This window comes from Gemmatirosa kalamazoonensis (assembly GCF_000522985.1).
Taxonomy (GTDB): domain Bacteria; phylum Gemmatimonadota; class Gemmatimonadetes; order Gemmatimonadales; family Gemmatimonadaceae; genus Gemmatirosa; species Gemmatirosa kalamazoonensis.
This window is the reverse complement of record NZ_CP007128.1, coordinates 4,445,838-4,462,813: the sequence shown is the minus strand read 5'-3', so window position 1 is coordinate 4,462,813 and position 16,976 is coordinate 4,445,838. Positions and strand designations below refer to the sequence as shown.

General features: G+C 70.8%; 13 protein-coding genes and 1 tRNA gene. 6 read left to right on the top strand and 8 right to left on the bottom strand.

The window, feature by feature from the left end; all coding sequences use genetic code 11:
* Window positions 1–2 precede the first annotated feature (2 nt).
* Both J421_RS19445 and J421_RS19440 read left to right on the top strand, forming a co-directional pair.
* Window positions 3–1,406 carry a RagB/SusD family nutrient uptake outer membrane protein gene (locus tag J421_RS19445; RefSeq protein ID WP_025412837.1) on the top strand — a complete coding sequence of 468 codons (1,404 nt, stop codon included), beginning with the start codon at window positions 3–5 and terminating at the stop codon, window positions 1,404–1,406.
* Complete coding sequence (locus tag J421_RS19440; RefSeq protein ID WP_025412836.1) at window positions 1,406–1,849, top strand: hypothetical protein; 444 nt, start codon at window positions 1,406–1,408, stop codon at window positions 1,847–1,849. The genes J421_RS19445 and J421_RS19440 overlap by 1 nt, the downstream gene beginning before the upstream one ends.
* 98 nt (window positions 1,850–1,947) lie before the next feature.
* Here the strand turns inward: J421_RS19440 and J421_RS19435 are convergent.
* The 3 genes from J421_RS19435 to dnaK all read right to left on the bottom strand — a co-directional run bounded on the left by J421_RS19435 (window position 1,948) and on the right by dnaK (window position 5,660).
* Window positions 1,948–2,028, bottom strand: a tRNA-Leu gene (locus J421_RS19435).
* Window positions 2,029–2,049: 21 nt separating this feature from the next.
* The gene (locus J421_RS19430; protein ID WP_025412835.1) at window positions 2,050–3,588 is read right to left on the bottom strand and encodes a trypsin-like peptidase domain-containing protein; all 1,539 of its coding nucleotides are present in this window, start codon (window positions 3,586–3,588) and stop codon (window positions 2,050–2,052) included.
* Window positions 3,589–3,719: 131 nt separating this feature from the next.
* Complete coding sequence (gene dnaK / locus J421_RS19425; protein ID WP_025412834.1) at window positions 3,720–5,660, bottom strand: molecular chaperone DnaK; 1,941 nt, start codon at window positions 5,658–5,660, stop codon at window positions 3,720–3,722.
* A 187-nt stretch (window positions 5,661–5,847) separates the two neighbouring features.
* On the opposite strand from dnaK, the gene J421_RS19420 reads away from it, so the two are divergent.
* The 4 genes from J421_RS19420 to ppk1 all read left to right on the top strand — a co-directional run bounded on the left by J421_RS19420 (window position 5,848) and on the right by ppk1 (window position 10,827).
* Window positions 5,848–6,606 carry a rhomboid family intramembrane serine protease gene (locus tag J421_RS19420; protein WP_025412833.1) on the top strand — a complete coding sequence of 253 codons (759 nt, stop codon included), beginning with the start codon at window positions 5,848–5,850 and terminating at the stop codon, window positions 6,604–6,606.
* A gap of 179 nt (window positions 6,607–6,785) precedes the next feature.
* Complete coding sequence (locus J421_RS19415; RefSeq protein ID WP_025412832.1) at window positions 6,786–7,397, top strand: DUF47 domain-containing protein; 612 nt, start codon at window positions 6,786–6,788, stop codon at window positions 7,395–7,397.
* A 14-nt stretch (window positions 7,398–7,411) separates the two neighbouring features.
* The gene (locus tag J421_RS19410) at window positions 7,412–8,464 is read left to right on the top strand and encodes an inorganic phosphate transporter (RefSeq protein ID WP_025412831.1); all 1,053 of its coding nucleotides are present in this window, start codon (window positions 7,412–7,414) and stop codon (window positions 8,462–8,464) included.
* A gap of 197 nt (window positions 8,465–8,661) precedes the next feature.
* A complete protein-coding gene (gene ppk1 / locus J421_RS19405; protein WP_025412830.1) occupies window positions 8,662–10,827 on the top strand; it encodes a polyphosphate kinase 1 in 2,166 nt (721 codons plus the stop codon).
* A 7-nt stretch (window positions 10,828–10,834) separates the two neighbouring features.
* Here ppk1 and J421_RS19400 read toward each other — a convergent pair whose 3' ends face one another.
* From J421_RS19400 to udk, 5 genes are all read right to left on the bottom strand, one after another.
* Complete coding sequence (locus J421_RS19400; RefSeq protein WP_104022829.1) at window positions 10,835–12,412, bottom strand: Ppx/GppA phosphatase family protein; 1,578 nt, start codon at window positions 12,410–12,412, stop codon at window positions 10,835–10,837.
* Window positions 12,413–12,500: 88 nt separating this feature from the next.
* Window positions 12,501–14,054: a hypothetical protein gene (locus J421_RS19395; protein ID WP_148306399.1), complete on the bottom strand. Its 1,554-nt coding sequence runs from the start codon at window positions 14,052–14,054 to the stop codon at window positions 12,501–12,503.
* A gap of 42 nt (window positions 14,055–14,096) precedes the next feature.
* The gene (locus J421_RS19390; protein ID WP_025412827.1) at window positions 14,097–15,500 is read right to left on the bottom strand and encodes a HAMP domain-containing sensor histidine kinase; all 1,404 of its coding nucleotides are present in this window, start codon (window positions 15,498–15,500) and stop codon (window positions 14,097–14,099) included.
* Window positions 15,501–15,507: 7 nt separating this feature from the next.
* Complete coding sequence (locus tag J421_RS19385; protein WP_025412826.1) at window positions 15,508–16,239, bottom strand: response regulator; 732 nt, start codon at window positions 16,237–16,239, stop codon at window positions 15,508–15,510.
* A gap of 31 nt (window positions 16,240–16,270) precedes the next feature.
* Window positions 16,271–16,900 (bottom strand): uridine kinase, encoded by a 630-nt coding sequence (udk, locus tag J421_RS19380; protein ID WP_025412825.1) that lies wholly within the window; start codon window positions 16,898–16,900, stop codon window positions 16,271–16,273.
* Window positions 16,901–16,976: the final 76 nt, after the last annotated feature.

Genomic DNA, 16,976 nt, shown 5'->3' with positions numbered 1-16,976 from the left:
CCATGACTGCACAGAACACCCAGCGCCGCACCCGCACCGGCCGCCGCAAGCTCGCCCTCGCGTTAGGCACGCTGGCCCTCGCCGCCGGCTGCAACGTGCTGAACGTCGACAACCCGAACAACGTCAGCGAGGACAGCCTCGCCGACCCGTCCGCCGCGACGCCGCTCGCGAACGGCGTCGCCGCGGCGACCGTGCGCGGGCTCAACTCCGTGCTCGACCCGTATTCCACGGTCTCCGACGAGCTCGATTTCGTCGGCTCGCAGGACGGCTTCTTCCAGCTCGACGTCGGCAACGTGTCCACGCCAGTGATCCAGTTCACCGACCAGGCCTTCAACCGCATCGCCGAGGCACGCTGGACGGCCGACCAGGCGCTGGCGCGGCTCGTCGCGTGGGACAAGGACGGCCGCCTGTCGTCGCGCGCCGACCTAGCGAACACGTATCTGTACGGCGCGATCGTCTACACGACGATCGGGGACGTGTTCGACGACTTCACGCTCTCCGATCGGATGACGTCCGCCGCGCCGATCGGCGAGACGAACATGAAGAGTGTCTACGACACCGCGGTGGCGTACCTTGACCGTGGTCTCGCGGTCGCCACGGCGATCAACAACAGCGGGCTCCGCACGCAGATCCTCGCCATGCGGGCGCGCGCGAAGTTCTCGCGCGCGCTGTGGGCGAAGCTCAATCCGCCGGCCAAGTACGCCGGCGCGCCGGCGCCGATCGCGAGCCCGCTCGTGAACGACGCGGAGGCGAGCGCCGACGCGACCGCCGCGCTCGCGCTCATGGGCTCCGCGGACTACGCGTTCACGATCACGCCGTCGTCCCAGAACACGGCGGGCAACAACCTGGGGAACGACCTCAACACCCGGCGTGAGATGCGCATCGGGCAGGCGTACGCGCAGCCCGATCCGGCGGCACAGGGGCAGAACCGCACGCTGGTGCAGGGCGGGCAGCCGGTGATCGTGCTGAACGATCCGGTGACCAACGCGCCGGACGTCGCGCTGCGTGCGCGCGTGAACGCGCTGATCACCGGTGGCCAGTTCCTGCCGATGACGGTCGTCTCCGCGCGCGAGATGCAACTGATCCTCGCCGAGGCCGCGCTCGCGGCGGGCAACCAGGCGGAGGTCGTGGCGCGCATCAACGCGGTGCGCGCGCTCGCGGGCGAGACGCCGGCGTGGAACGGCACGTCGCCGGACGGGCTCACGATGCTGCGCTTCGAGCGGCGCGTGAACCTGTTCCTGCAGGGCCGGCGGCTGCAGGACATGTATCGCTTCGGCGAGCGCGACCCGCGGTGGCAGACGAGCTCCGTGGCCTACACCACGCGCGGCTGCTTCTTCCCGATCACGACCACCGAGCGCCTGTCGAACGCGAAGGTGACGACGCAGCCGGTCTGCAACGGCCTGTGATGCCGCGCGCGCGCGCCGGCTCGGCGCTGCTCCTCGCCGCGACCGCGTGCACCGCGTACCACGCGGTGCCGCCGGAGCACGTCGCGACGGGCGCGCGCGTGCGCGTGACCCTCACCACCGACGGGGCTGCGGCGCTCGCATCGCGCCTCGGCGGCGCGGTGACGGGCGTGGAAGGGAAGTGGGTCGGCGAGCGAGCCGACTCCATCGACCTCCGTGTCGATCGCCTGCTGACCGCGGCCGGTGCGCCCGTCGACTGGAGCGGCGGGCCGGTAGCGATCGCGCGCGGGGCGGTGCAGTCGGTGGAGCAGGCGACCGTCTCGCGCTCGCGCACGACGCTCCTCGTCGGCGGCGTCGCGGCCGCGGGCGCGGCACTCCTGGCCATCGTGCACCGCGGTGGCGGCGCGAAGGGCGAACCGACCGGCGGAGGACAGCCCGGGCTCTAACCGCCAGGGCAGGAGGGCAGGAGGGCAGGAGGGCAGGAGGGCACGAGAGGCGATCGCTCCTGCCCTCCTGCCCTCCTGCCCTCCTGCCCTGGACTTAGTGCTCGGGGCGGGACTCGAACCCGCACGCCTCTCGGCACTGGATCCTAAGTCCAGCGCGTCTGCCATTCCGCCACCCGAGCCTGGTGGCGGAATCTAACGCTTCACTCCACGACCCGGAGGTTCACCACCCGCGGCCCGATGAGCGGCTCTGCGGTGCTGTAGACGCGCAGGCTCACCACGTCGCCCGGCTTCAGCTGCGCGAGCACGTTCTGCAGGTCCGACGCGGCGCGCAGCTTCTTCTTCACCGGGTACAGCACGTCGGTGAGCACGTCCGTGCCGCGCGGCGCGAGCAGCCCGCGCGCGGGGCCCGACGGAGAGACGTCCATGACGCGCAGGCCGCGGTCGCTCGCCTCGAGGTTCGCGTCGCGCGCGAAGTCGGCGTCCACCGGCTGCACCGAGATGCCGAGCTGCCGGCTGCGGCCCGTGTCCTCCGTCGGCGTGGGACGCGCGGTCGGCGTGGCGCGCGCCACCTGCGCACCGTCGTCGTGCTCCTCGAGCCGCACGCGGAACGTGCGCTTCTGGCCGAAGCGCATGACGTCGAGGTTCAGCACCTCGCCCGGCTCGTGGCTGCGCACGACGCGCTGCAGCGTGCTGACGCGGTCCACGGGCCGGCCATCAGCGGCGATGATGACGTCGCCCGCCTCGACACCGGCCTGCTCGGCCGGGCTGCCCTCGGCGGGCGTGAAGCCGCGCACGAGCGCGCCCGCGATGCGCGGCAGCCCCGCGACCTTCGCGTCCTCCGGCGACACGTCCGCGATGGACACGCCGAGCACGGGCTGACGCACGCGTCCGTGCTTGAGCAGATCGTCCATCACGCCGCGCGCGAGCGAGATCGGGATGGCGAAGCCGTACCCGGAGTAGAAGCCCGTACGGCTCGCGATCGCGGAGTTGATGCCGATCACCTCGCCGCGCGCGTTCACGAGCGGGCCGCCGGAGTTGCCGGGATTGATCGCGGCGTCGGTCTGGATGAAGTCGGCGATGGCGTAGTTGCCGTCCATCAGCCCCGGCAGGTCGTTCGAGCTGCGTCCCTTCGCGCTCACGATGCCGGCGGTCACCGTGAAGTCGAGGCCGAGCGGGTTGCCGATCGCGACGACCCAGTCGCCGACATGCGTGACCGTGTCCTCGCCGAGCGCGGCGACCGGAAGCTCCTTCCCCTCGATCTTGATCACCGCGACGTCGGTCGTCGGGTCGCCGCCGATGACGCGCGCCTTGAACGCGCGATGGTCGGTGAGCGTCACGTTCACGCGGTCGGCGTCGCCGACGACGTGGTTGTTGGTCAGGATGTAGCCGTCGGTCGACACGATGAAGCCCGAGCCGTCGGCCTGCACCGGCTCGCTGCGCTCGGGATCGAACTGGCGGAAGAAGTCCTCGTAGCCCGGCGGCACGCGCCCACGCGAGCGCGCCTGGTTGCGGCGCGGGTCGCGCTCGGTCTGGATCGACACGACCGCGGGCGTGACGCGCTCGGCGATCGCGGCGAAGCCGTTGCGCACGTCGCCGGCGGGACCGGATGCGGGCGCGAGGTTCATCCCCGCCTGCGCATAGCTCGGGCGCGTGAAATCGAGCGCCGAGGCGAAGAGCAGCCCGGCGAGAAAGGCGATCGCCACGGCGACGCCGAAGCGTACGCGAGGGAGCGGTGCCATGATCGTGATCCGACGGTTGTGGGAGCCGTGCCGTACGCGGGATGCTAACGCATGCGCCGGGCCGGAAACGAGAAGGCGCCGGGACCGAAGTCCCGGCGCCCACCGCGCACTCCACGCTCTGCGCTCGGCGCTTACTTGTTCTCGTCCACGATCTCGTAGTCCGCCTCGACCACGTCGTCGGGCTTCGCGCCGCCCTGCGCGCCAGCCTGCGGCCCGCCGTTGCCGGCGCCGGTGTCGCCGCCGCCCTGCGACTCGCCGCCCGACTGCGCGGCCTGCTGCTGGTAGAAGCTCTGGCCCGCCTCGCTGAACACGCGGGTGAGCTCTTCCTGCGCCGAGCGGATCTCGCCCATGTCGTCGCCGCGGAGCGCCTTGCGCGCGCGCTCGACGGCCGAGTCGATCTTGCTCTTCGTGTCGGCGGGGACCTTGTCGCCCCACTCCTTCACGTTCTTCTCGACCTCGTACGTGAGCGAGTCGAGCCGGTTGCGCGTGTCGATCTCCTCGCGCTTCCGCTTGTCCTCCTCGGCGTGCGACTGCGCGTCGTTCACCATGCGGTTGATCTCGGCGTCGGACAGCCCGCTCGACGCCTCGATGCGGATCTTCTGCTCCTTGCCCGTCGCCTTGTCGCGCGCCGTCACGTGCAGGATGCCGTTCGCGTCGATGTCGAACGTCACCTCCACCTGCGGCATGCCGCGCGGAGCGGGCGGGATGCCGGTGAGCTGGAACTTGCCGATCGTCTTGTTGTAGATCGCCAGCTCGCGCTCGCCCTGCAGGACGTGGATCTCGACCGTCGTCTGGTTGTCGTCGGCGGTGGAGAACGTCTCCGTCTTCTTCGTCGGGATCGTCGTGTTGCGCGGGATGAGCACCGTCATCACGCCGCCGAGCGTCTCGATGCCTAACGACAGCGGCGTCACGTCGAGCAGCAGCACGTCCTTCTGCTCGCCGGTGAGCACACCGCCCTGGATCGCGGCGCCGATGGCGACGACTTCGTCGGGGTTCACCGAGCGGTTCGGATCCTTGCCGAAGAACTTCTTCACGACCTCCTGCACCTTCGGCATGCGCGTCGAGCCGCCGACGAGGATCACCTCGTCGATGTCGCCCGCCGAGAGGCCGGCGTCCTTCAGCGCCTGCTCCATCGGCGGAATCGTGCGCTGAATGAGGTCGTCGACGAGCTGCTCGAACTTGGCGCGGGTGAGCGTGTAGTTCAGGTGCTTCGGCCCCGACGCATCGGCGGTGATGAACGGCAGGTTGATGTCCGTCGACTGCGTGGTCGACAGCTCCATCTTCGCCTTCTCACCGGCCTCCTTCAGGCGCTGCAGCGCCATCGGATCCTTGGAGAGATCGATGCCCTGGTCGCGCTTGAACTCCGCGACGAGCCAGTCGATCACGCGCTGGTCGAAGTCGTCGCCGCCGAGGTGGGTGTCGCCGTTCGTCGACTTCACCTCGAACACGCCCTCCGCCAGCTCCAGGATGGAGATGTCGTAGGTGCCGCCGCCGAGGTCGAAGACGGCGATCGTCTCTTCCTTCTTCTTGTCGAGACCGTAGGCGAGCGCCGCGGCCGTCGGCTCGTTGATGATGCGGAGCACGTCGAGCCCCGCGATCTTGCCGGCGTCCTTCGTCGCCTGCCGCTGCGAGTCGTTGAAGTACGCGGGGACGGTGACGACCGCCTTGCTGACCGAGTGCCCGAGGTAGTCCTCGGCGGTCTGCTTCATCTTCTGGAGGATCATCGCCGAGATCTCGGGCGGCGTGTAGCGCTTGCCCTGGATCTCCACGGCGGCGAGATCGTTCGAGCCGGAGGTGACCTTGTACGGCACCTTCTTCTGCTCGTCCTGCACCTCGCCGGTCTTGCGCCCCATGAAGCGCTTGATCGAGAAGATGGTGTTCTGCGGGTTCGTCACCGCCTGACGCTTCGCGATCTGACCGACGAGCCGCTCGCCGTCCTTCGTGAAGGCCACGACGGACGGGGTCGTCCGGCCGCCCTCCGCGTTCGGGATGACCACCGGATCGCCGCCCTCGAGCACGGCGACGACCGAGTTCGTCGTCCCGAGGTCAATGCCGATGACTTTGTCTGCCATTGCGTCCTCGATTGATGTATGGGTCGTGGTGACCGGCGCTTTCCAAGGCAATCGCGGGGCCCGAAATTGCTGCCACTCCGGCAGCGCCCGCTGGGCCGGCTCCCTCGGCGCGTGACAGCGCGGCACGATCGGGGCCGACGGCCTGCCTTCTGTACCGGCAGTCGCGGTCCTCTCCTCCCACTCCTTCATGATCCCGATCAGCGACGAGAATCCGACGCTCCGCACGCCGGTGATGACCTACCTGCTCCTCGCCTCGCTCGCCGTCGTGTTCGTGGTGGTGCAGGGCGCGGGGCAGGGGTACCCGCTCATCGCGAGCGTCTGCAACTGGGGGATGGTGCCCGGCGAGCTGACCCATCTCGCCCCGGTCGGGCTGCACGTCCCGATGTCGCCCGGCGTGGACTGCGTGATCGACACCGAGGCGAAGAACATCTTCACGCCGCTCACGTCGATGTTCCTGCACGGCGGGTGGGCGCACCTGCTCGGCAACTCGCTGTACCTGTGGGTGTTCGGCAACAACGTCGAGGACAGCCTGGGCCGGTTCCGCTTCCTCGCGTTCTACATCCTGTGCGGGCTGGCGGCGGCGCTCACGCACGTCGTGCTGAACGGCGCGTCGCCGGTGCCGACGGTCGGCGCGTCGGGCGCGATCTCCGGGGTGCTCGGCGGCTACCTCGTGCTGTACCCGCGGATCCGGGTGCGGACGTACTTCCCCCCGGTGTTCCTGTTCCACGTGCCTGCGTGGTTCGTGCTCGTGTTCTGGTTCGGCGAGCAGGTGCTCACCGGGCTCCCCGAGCTCTCGCCGATGCGGCGCGACGCGTCGGGCGGCGTGGCGGTATGGGCGCACGTCGGCGGCTTCGTGGCCGGCGTGGTGCTCGTGAAGCTGTTCGAGAACCACGCCCTCGTGCGGCGGCGGACGGCGTTGGGGGAGGCGCGCGCGGTCTGGGAATGAGAGGGCACGAGGGCGGGAGGGCAGGAGGGCAGGAGCGATCGCCTCTCGTGCCCTCCTGCCCTGCTGCCCTCCTGCCCTAGATTCACGCCGGTCGTGTGACACGATCGTGACGCGGCTGCCCGTGCCGAGCACGGCCGGCGCTCGCTTCAATTCCACGCACACGTTCCCGGAGACTTTTCGTGCGCCTCATCCCTCGCGACGAGCGCTTTTTCGACATGTTCGGCGAGCTCGCGCAGCGCATCACGACGTCGGCGAAGCTGCTGCATGAGCTGTTCAGTCATCCCGACCGCCTCGTCGAGTACGAGGCCCGCATCAAGGACGTCGAGCACCAGGCGGACGAGCTGGTGCACCAGGTCAACAAGCGAATCGACACGAGCTTCGTGACGCCGCTCGACCGCGAGGACATCCATCTCCTCGCGACGCGGCTCGACAACGTCGTGGACCTCATCGACGGCACGGCGCGGCGAGCGCGCATGTTCCGCATCACGGAGACGCGCGAGGCCGCGCTGCAGCTCACCGACGTCCTGGTGCGCGCCGGCGAGTGCATCGAGGAGGCCGTGCGCGACGTCAAGAAGCCGCAGAGCGTGGCCGACATCGGCCGCCGCATCAAGGACCTCGAGGAGGAGGGCGACGCGACGTACCACGAGGCCGTCGGCGCGCTGTTCGACGGCACGCCGAACGCGCTCGACGTCATCAAGTGGAAGGAGCTGTACGACAAGCTCGAAGAGGCGATGGACGAGTGCGAGGACGTGTCGAACGTCCTGGAGAGCATCTCGCTCAAGAACAGCTAGGCGCGGGAGACTCGTTGGTCACCTACGTCGTCGCGATCATCGTCATCGCGTTCATCTTCGACTTCAGCAACGGCTTCCACGACTCCGCGAACTCCATCGCGACCATCGTCGGCACGCGGGTGCTCAGCCCGTTCGCCGCGGTGGTGTGGGCGGCGGTCTTCAACTTCTCGGCGCTGTTCGTGGTGAAGACCGCGGTCGCGAAGGCGGTCGCCACGGGATTCGTCGACAACGCGATCGTGGAGCCGAACGTGATGTGTGCCGCGCTGCTCGGCGCGATCGCGTGGAACATCATCACGTGGTACTTCGGCATCCCGTCGAGCTCCTCGCACGCGCTCATCGGCGGGCTCGCCGGCGCCGCGCTCGCGAAGGCGGGCACCGCGGGGATCACGTTCGGCACGAAGTGGATCCAGACGCTCAGCGCGATCGCCATCAGCCCGGTGCTCGGCGCGCTCATGGGCTTCCTGCTGATGCTCGCGGTGTTCAACCTGTTCCGCTTCTTCACGCCGGCGCGCGTCGACCGTGTGTTCCGCCGCGGGCAGCTCATCTCCTCCGGACTACTGTCGCTCGCGCACGGCGGCAACGACGCGCAGAAGACGATGGGCATCATCGTCGGGCTGCTCGCCTCGGCGCCGGTGCGCACGGCGATGGAGGGGCGCACGGGGTGGATGCAGTACCTGTACGTCGCACGCCCCGACGTCGTGCCGCCGCTCTGGGTGGAGGCGGCCGCGTACCTCGCGATCTCGTTGGGCACGCTGTTCGGCGGCTGGCGCATCGTGCACACGATGGGCTCGCGCATCACGCGCCTGCGTCCGGTCGGCGGCTTCTGCGCGGAGACGGGCGGCGCGATCGTCATCCTCACCGCGTCGCAGTTCGGCATTCCGGTGAGCACGACGCACACGATCACCGGCTCGATCGTCGGCGTGGGCGCGACGAATCGCCTGTCGGCCGTGCGCTGGGGGATCGCGGGTCGCATCGTGTGGGCGTGGATCCTCACGATCCCCGCGGCCGGCATCATCGCCGCGCTGTCGTTCTGGATCCTGCGCGCCGTGCTGCCGTTCCAGTTCTGAGCGGGGACAGGATGGACGGGATCTGTGGGCCGTTCGTGTCGACAGGATGAACAGGACGGACAGGATGAGAACCAACACCAAGAGCGTTGCCTTTGGTGTTGGTTCTCGTCCTGTCCGTCCTGTTCATCCTGTCGGAGAAGGGAACCGCCGATGTTCGTCGTCTAGCCGGATCCCCCGTCCTGTCGTAAGGTAGACCCGTGACCCCGAAGCTCCCGCCGACCGCGCTGTTCATCAACCGCGAGCTCTCGTGGCTCGAGTTCAACGCGCGCGTGCTGCACGAGGCGACGGATCCACGCGTGCCGCTGCTCGAGCGCGTGAAGTTCCTGTCGATCTTCAGCACGAACCTGGACGAGTTCTACATGGTCCGGGTGGCGGGACTGCGGCGGAAGGTCGCGCAGGGCATGGCGCAGTATCCGCCGGACGGGCTCACGCCGGCGGAGCAGCTCGCGGCGATCCGGCGGCGCGTGAGCGAGCTGCTCGCGCGACGCGATGCGTGCCTGTACGGGCAGCTCCTGCCGCTGCTCGCGTCGAACGGCATCGAGCTCAAACGCATGTCGGAGCTGTCGCCGCCGGAGTGGATGGCGGTCGACGAGTTCTTCGAGTCGCAGGTGTTCCCGGTGCTCACGCCGCTCGCCGTCGATCCCGGGCACCCGTTCCCGTACATCTCGAACCTGTCGCTGTCGCTCGCCGTCGAGCTGCGCGACCCCGATCAGGGCACCGAGCACTTCGCGCGCGTGAAGGTGCCGCGCTCGCTGCCGCGTCTCGTGCCGACCGGCACGCCGCACCACTTCGTGCCGCTCGAGGAGCTCATCGGCGCGAACCTGCCGGCGCTGTTCCCCGGCATGGAGGTGCTGCGCTGGTTCGCGTTCCGCATCACGCGCTACTCGGACCTCGACCTCGGGCAGATCGACCAGATGGAGGACCTGCTCGACACGGTGGAGCAGCAGGTCTTCCGCCGCCGGTTCGGCGAGGTCGTGCGCATCGAGCTGCAGGAAGGGATGCCGGAGGGGCTCCGCACGCTGCTGCTCGAGGAGCTGAACGACGTCGAGACGCAGGCCGTGAGCGCGCTCACGCTCGACGACGTGCACGAGGGCGGTCGGCTGCTGGAGCTCGGCGACCTCATGGCGCTCACGCAGCTCGAGCTGCCGGAGCTGAAGGACGCGCCGTTCACGCCGCTCGTCCCGGGCGTGCTGCGCGACACCGCGCGGTCGATCTTCGACATCGTCCGCGAGCGCGACCTGCTCGTGCACCACCCGTTCCAGTCGTTCGACGCCTCGGTGGAACGGTTCATCGAGGAGGCCGCGCGCGACGAGCACGTCATCGCCATCAAGCTCACGCTCTACCGCACGTCCGGCGACACGGAGATCGTGACCGCGCTCGCCGACGCGGCGCAGGCGGGGAAGCAGGTCGCGGTGCTCGTGGAGCTGCAGGCGCGGTTCGACGAGGTGAACAACATCAACTGGGCGCGCACGCTGGAGCGCTACGGCGTGCACGTGGCGTACGGCCTCCCCGGGCTCAAGACGCACTGCAAGACGGCGCTCGTCGTACGGCGCGACCCGGACGGGGTGGTGCGCCGCTACGTGCACCTCGGCACGGGGAACTACAACTCGAAGACGGCGCGGCTGTACACCGACATCGGGTTGTTCACCGCGAACGCGAGCATCGGCTCCGACGCGTCGGATCTGTTCAACGCGCTCACCGGCTTCTCGCGGCAGCGCCTCTATCGCAAGCTGCTCGTCGCGCCGGCGAACATGCGCGCACGTCTGCTGTCGCTCATCGAGCGCGAGGCGGCGCATGCGCGCGCGGGGCGGAGCGCGCGCATCGTCGCGAAGATGAACGCGCTCGTCGACCCGGAGACGATCGGCGCGCTGTACGCGGCGTCGCAGGCCGGCGTGGACATCGCGCTCATCGTGCGCGGCATCTGCTGCCTGCGGCCGCAGGTGCCCGACGTGAGCGAGCGCATTCGCGTGCAGAGCATCGTCGGGCGGTTCCTCGAGCACTCGCGGCTGTTCTACTTCGCGAACGACGGCCAGGCGGAGTACTACATCGGCTCGGCCGACTGGATGCCGCGCAACTTCGACCGCCGGGTCGAGGCGATCGTGCCGGTGGAGGATCCCGCGCTGCACGCGCCGCTCCGCGCGCTGCTCGACACGTGCCTCGCCGACAACCGGCAGGCGTGGGACCTCGCCGCCGACGGCACGTACACGCAGCGCCGCCCGCTCGACGACGAGCCGGAGCGCGCGACGCACCGCATCCTGCTGCGCGACCCGTGGGGGCAGGTGCACGAGGGCGTCCGCGAGGCGCCGCCCACCGAGGACGAGCAGCTGCTCATGCGCACCACCGAGCACTCGGCGCGCTGGTGAGCGGCCGTTAGGCCTCCACCTCGACGTCGACGTCGAGCAGCTTCGCGAGCAGCTCGGCCTTCCGGTCGGCGCCCCACGACTCGAGGCGCAAGGACGTCGCGTCGGGAACCGGCACGAGGTGGAGGAGCAGCCGGGTCTTCTCCACGGTCGCCTGCACGCGCTCCACGGCGGCCACGTGCCCGCGATCGAGCCCGTCGGCGAGGCGGAGCAGCGCGGCGAGCCGCTTGATGCGGCGGCGCAGCGAGCGGTCGAGCGAGCCGTAGTTCTCGTGCGTCTTCTTCGGCGGCGCGCCGCGGTGGTAGCGCGCGACGTTCGCCACGGCGGCCTGCTCGGCCGGCGTCATGCCCACGAAGTCGGCGTGCAGGATGAGGTGGTACGAGTGCTTGTGATGGCGCTCGTAGCTGATGTGGTAGCCCACGTCGTGCAGCAGCGCGGCGTCGGCGAGGATCTCGCGGTCGCCCGGCTCGCAGCCCAGCCGCGCCGCGAGCTGGTCGTAGAGCTGCAGCGCGAGCTTGCGCACCTGCTCGGCGTGTGGTGCCTCGTAGTGGCAGCGCTCCGCGAACTCGCGCACCGAGCGCTCGCGCGCCTCGCCCGGGTCCGCGGCGCGCGGCTCCACGCGCGCCGCCTCCAGCAGCAGCCCCTCGCGGATGCCGTACGCCGAGACGTGCAGCTCGCGCGCCTCGAGCAGGTCGAGCACTTCCGCGGCGACGGCGAGCCCGGCGACGATGATGTCGGCGCGGTCGGGATTGAGCCCCGGCACCGCGGCGCGCTCGGCGGCGGACATCGCGGCGAGCATGTCGAGCGTCTCCTCCACGTCGCCGCGTGTCACCACGGTGCCGTGGCCGTTAGGCGCATCCTGCAGGCCGAGGCGCGTGTTCATGATCGACGCGAGGTTCGTGAACGTGCCGCCCGAGCCGATGACCCGCGCCTTGTGCCACTCCTTCAGCGGCACGTGCTCGCGCACCGCGCGCCGCACCTCGCGGCGCAGCATCTTCACGTCGCGGTCGCGCGGACGCTCGCCGAGGAACTGGTCGGTGGTGCGGATGGCGCCGAACGGAAACGACTCGAGGCAGTCGAGCAGTCCGTCAGCCGCGAACGCGAGCTCCAGCGACCCGCCCCCGATGTCCATCACGACGGTGCGGCCGACGCCGAGCTCGAAGTGCGCGAGCGCGGAGCGGAACGCGAGCCGCGCCTCCTCCTCGCCGCTGAGGAGCCGCACGCGGAGCCCCGTCTCCATGCGCACGCGCTCGAGGAATGCGCCGCCGTTCGCCGCGTCGCGCACGGCGCTCGTCGCCACGGCCTCGATGCGATTCGCGCCGACCTGCCGCGCGAGCGTCGCCATGCGCGACAGCTCGGCGAGCGCCGCCTGCATCGACGCCTCCGCGAGCTCGCCGGTCGCGTCGACGCCGGCGCCGAGGCGCGGCATCGCCTTCATCTCGTCGGCGACCCGGATCTTTCCGTCGGGGCTGACGTCGGCGACGATCTGCCGGATGGAGTTCGATCCGATGTCGATCGCGGCGATCCGCACCGCATCGCTGCCGTTCGTCGCCGCGGGGGCGCCGTCGTTGGAACGCATCATTTCCATGGGGTTTCCATGGTTCGCATGGGACGAGCGTGCAGCGGGACCCTTCGCTCCGTGCAGATCATGCTAACGCAATGCCCATGACGCGTCATCAATTGCGTGCGTACGCCGTCCACCCCTGCCACCATTTCGTGGCCGAGTTCGGGTCCGCGGCGCCGACGTAGCTCGTCGGTGTCATCGTCGCGCCGAAGAAGCCGGTCGTGCGCGCCTGGATGCGCGGCGTCCACGACGTGACGCCGTTCGCGCGGAGCGGCGAGCCGCCGGCCGGCGTCCAGTCGAGCGTCGCTGCTGCGGGGACGGCGCCCGACGGCACGCTGGTGAACAGCGTGGCGGTCGGCGCGGTGGCGCTGATCGTGTTCGGGAACGTCGCCTGCTGCCCGAAGCCGATCGAGCCCGGCGCGTCGTAGTTGCCGGCCGCGTTGTCGGTGAGCAGCACGCCGGCGATCGTGAGCGAGTCGCGCTGCCGCAGCGTGTCGGTCTGCGCCTCGCGCACCGTGAGGCCGACGCCGGGCCATCGCGCGACAACGCCGTTCAGCAGCGTGCCGCCCGTGCCGCGGCGCAGCATGATCCCATTCGCCTGCGCGGCGACCGTCGCGCCGTAGACGCCGGTCCCCGGGCCGACGAGCGTGAAGTTCGCGAGCACCGGCGAGGACAGCGGCGCGGCGAGATAGCTCGTGCATCCGGGGCGCGCGTCGTTCGAGATGTCGCACCCGTAGCCCTGGATGCCGCGCGGCGTCGTCGACGGCAGTCCGGCGTCGGCCGAGCGCGCGGTCGGCTGGTGCGTCTGGTAGCCGACGAGGAACTGGTCGCGTCCCGCGTACCCTTCGGCCCACGCGAAGTGGTCGTCGCCCGCCTCGTACGACACGAGGTAGCGGCCGTCGACCGTGCCGCCGTACCACTGGAACGCGCTGCCGAGGCTCTCCAGCGACTGCACGTACTCGATCGTGGTCCCGCGTCCCACCGCGTACAGCGTGAGCGCCGCCATCTGCTCGTCGCCGCCGGTCGGCGACGCGCCGGCGAACTCGATGCGCACGTACTGCAGCGTGCCGGAGTTGTCGTTAGGCACCGACCCGCCGCCGTAGCTCTCGGGAACGAGTGGCGTGCCGGCGCGCCCGTAGGTCAGCGCATCGTTCGCGTTGCGGCTCGTCGGCGCGTTGCCGACGATCACGAGCCCGCCCCAGTCGCCGGGTGCGCGCGAGCCCGCGGCGCGCTGCGACGTGAACACGATGGGATTCGTCGCGCTGCCGCGTGCGTCGATGCGCGCGCCGCGTGTGATCCACAGCGAGCTGCCGGCGGCGAGCGTGTCGCCGACGATGCGCGTGCCGGCGGGAATGGTGAGCGTCGCGCCGGCGCGCACCTTCACGAAGCCGCTCAACGTGTAGACCGTGTCCGCCGAGAGCGTCCGGTTCGCCGCGATGTCGCCGCGAAGCGTCGCCACCTTGGGACCGTTCGTCGGGGGCGTGGTGGTGCCGGACGGGGCGCTCGTATCCTTGCAGGCGACGAGCGCCGTCAGCGCTGCGATCGAGGCGAGAGCGACGCGGTACGACGGGGGCATCGACGGCGGGAGCGAGTGGGAGCGGCGAGCGGTGTAGGCGACTGCGGGCGACGAGCGGCGCGCCGTCACGGTCACCACGCGAGTCTGCACGGGCGCGCGGAAGTGCGCCACCCGCGCGCCGGTGGACGCCGCCTACGTGCCGTGGTTAGCGGCGTCGGGAAAGAATCCCTCGATCGTCGTGCCCGCGCCCGGCGCGCTCGTCGCGCGCACCTCACCGCCGTGCGCCTCCACGAGATGCTTCACGATCGACAGACCGAGCCCGGTGCCGCCGGCCTCGCGCGAGCGCGCCGGGTCCACACGGTAGAACCGCTCGAAGATGCGCGGCAGGTGCTCCGGCTCGATGCCACAGCCGGTGTCGCGGACGCCGATCCACACGCCGCGTCGCGTGTCGTCGCGCCGCGCGACCACGGTGACCGCGCCGCTCGCCGTGTGCCGCACCGCGTTCTCCACGAGGTTCGTGAGCACCTGGCGCAGCGCCGTCGCGTCGGCCCACGCGCGCGCGGCGCCCGGCTCGACGAGCACGGCGAAGCCGACGCGCTTCGCCGCCGCCGCGTCGCGCGCGGTGACCGAAGCTTCCTCCGCCGCGGTCGCGACGTCGAGCCGTTCCGGCATCGGGCGCCAGCCGCCGCTCTCGATGCGCGACAGGTCGAGCAGCTCGTCGACGATGCGCTGCATGCGCTGCGCGTTGACGCGGATCGTCTCGGCGAAGCGGCGCCGATCCGCCGGCGCGACGTCGTCGTCGGCGAGCGTCTCGGCGAAGCCGCCGACCACCGTGAGCGGCGTCTTCAGCTCGTGCGACACGTTCGCCACGAAGTCGCGCCGGATCGCCTCCAGCCGGCGCATGGGCCCGAGGTCGAACACGGTGAGCGCCGCGCCCGCGGCATCGGCCAGCGGGTGCGCGGCGAGCGCGAGGTGCCGACCCGAGACAATGAGCTCCACCGGCCCCGCCTCCTGTCCGGCGAGCGCTTCGCGCAGCGTCTCGCGCAGATCGCGGTCGCGCGGCAGATGGTCGACGGAGAACGGCACGGGCGACTTCAGGTCGAGCAGGCGGCGGGCCGCGTCGTTCACGTACACCACGGTGCCCGACGCCGACACCGCGACGATGCCCTCGCTCAGCGACTCGCGCAGCGCGACGAGCAGGTCCGCCTCCACCGTGCGCGCGCGCGCGTGCTCGCCGAGTCGCGCGCGCACGCCGTCGAGCGCGCGGGCGAGCTCCGTGAGCTCGTCTCCGTGCACGGTGTAGCGCACCGACCCGTCCGCCGAGGCGAGCGCACGGGCCGAGTCGCGCACCGCGGCGAGCGGGCGCGCGACTCGATGGCGGAACAGCCACGTCACGAGCACCGCGGCGACGATGGCGGCGATCGCGGCGATCAGCACGCCGCGCTGGGCCGCGACCTCGACGCGCGTGACGATCGTCGGACTCACCGCGCCGCGCGTCGCGGCCCGTGTGAGCTCGCCGACGGTCGCGAGCGCGACGAGCACGAACGCGGCGAGACAGCCGAGCAGCGAGAGAAGGAAGAAGCGGGTGAGGCGCACCGGCGCGCTACGCGCTCAGCCCCTGCGGCGCCCGCAGCCGATAGCCGAAGCCGCGCACCGTCTCGATCAGCTCACCCGCGGCGCCGAGCTTCGTGCGCAGGCGCTGCACGTGCATGTCCACGGTGCGCGTCTGGATGTCGGGGGCGGCCTCCCACACCGTCTCCAGCAGGTGGCTGCGCGCCTGCACGCGTCCGCGGTGCTCGGCGAGCGCGAGCAGCAGGCGGTACTCGGTCGCGGTGAGCTCCACGGGATGCTCGTCGACGTTCACCGTCATCGCCGCGCGATCGATGCGCAGCGGTCCGATGCGTAGCACATCGGCCGACGTCTCGGCGGTGCGCCCGGCAGCGAGGCGTCGCAGGATCGCGCCCACGCGCAGCACGAGCTCCTGGGGGCTGAACGGCTTCGTGAGGTAGTCGTCCGCGCCGAGCGCGAGGCCGCGAATGCGATCCGGCTCCTCGCGGCGCGCGGTGAGCAGCAGCACGCCCACGTCGCGCGTCGACTCCTCGGCGCGCATCGTCTCCAGCACGTCGAAGCCCGAGAGCCCGGGCAGCATGAGGTCGAGCACGACGAGCGCGGGTCGCTCGCGCCGACCGATCTCGATCGCGTCGCGTCCGGTCGACGCCGTCGATACGCGGTATCCCGCGCGCGCGAGGTGGTACGCGACGAGGGCGACGATGTCCGGCTCGTCGTCCACGACCAGGATGCGGTCGCCGGCGGGGCGGTCGGTCGCGTGGGTCACGGGCGCGGGTCGAGAGCGTCCGCCACGCGCGCTACGACCGGCGCGCGGCGAGCCGCCGCTGGATCTTCGCGACGATCATCTCGATCGCGACGGCGTTGTGCCCGCCTCGCGGCACGATGATGTCCGCGTAGCGCTTGCTCGGCTCGACGAACTGGAGATGCATCGGGCGCACGGTGGAAAGATACTGCTCGAGGATCTCGTCGAACGGGCGGCCGCGCTGCGCGATGTCGCGTCGCAGCCGCCGGATTAGGCGCACGTCGGCGTCCGCGTCGACGTACACCTTCACGTCGCACAGCGAGCGCACGCGCGCATCGACGAACAGCAGGATGCCGTCGATCACGACGACGTCCGCCGGCGCGACGGCCACGGCGTGCGGCGAGCGCACGTGCTGCACGAAATCGTACGTCGGCTTCTCGATCGGCGCTCCCTCGCACAGACGGCCGAGATGGTCGACAAGCAGGTCGACGTCGAACGCGTCGGGGTGGTCCCAGTTCACGCGCTTCCGCTCCGCCATCGAGAGGTGCGCGAAGTTCTTGTAGTACGCGTCCATGTCGATGAACGCGACCGTCTCCTCGGTGAGCGCCTCGGCGACGCGCCGCGCGACCGTGGACTTCCCCGACCCCGTGCCGCCGGCGATCCCGATGATGAGCGGCTTCGTCATCGCCGCGCCGACCCATCGCGGGATCGCCCCTGGCAGAATCGCCCGGGTGAGCGGGGCCGGGAAGCGGCGGATCTGT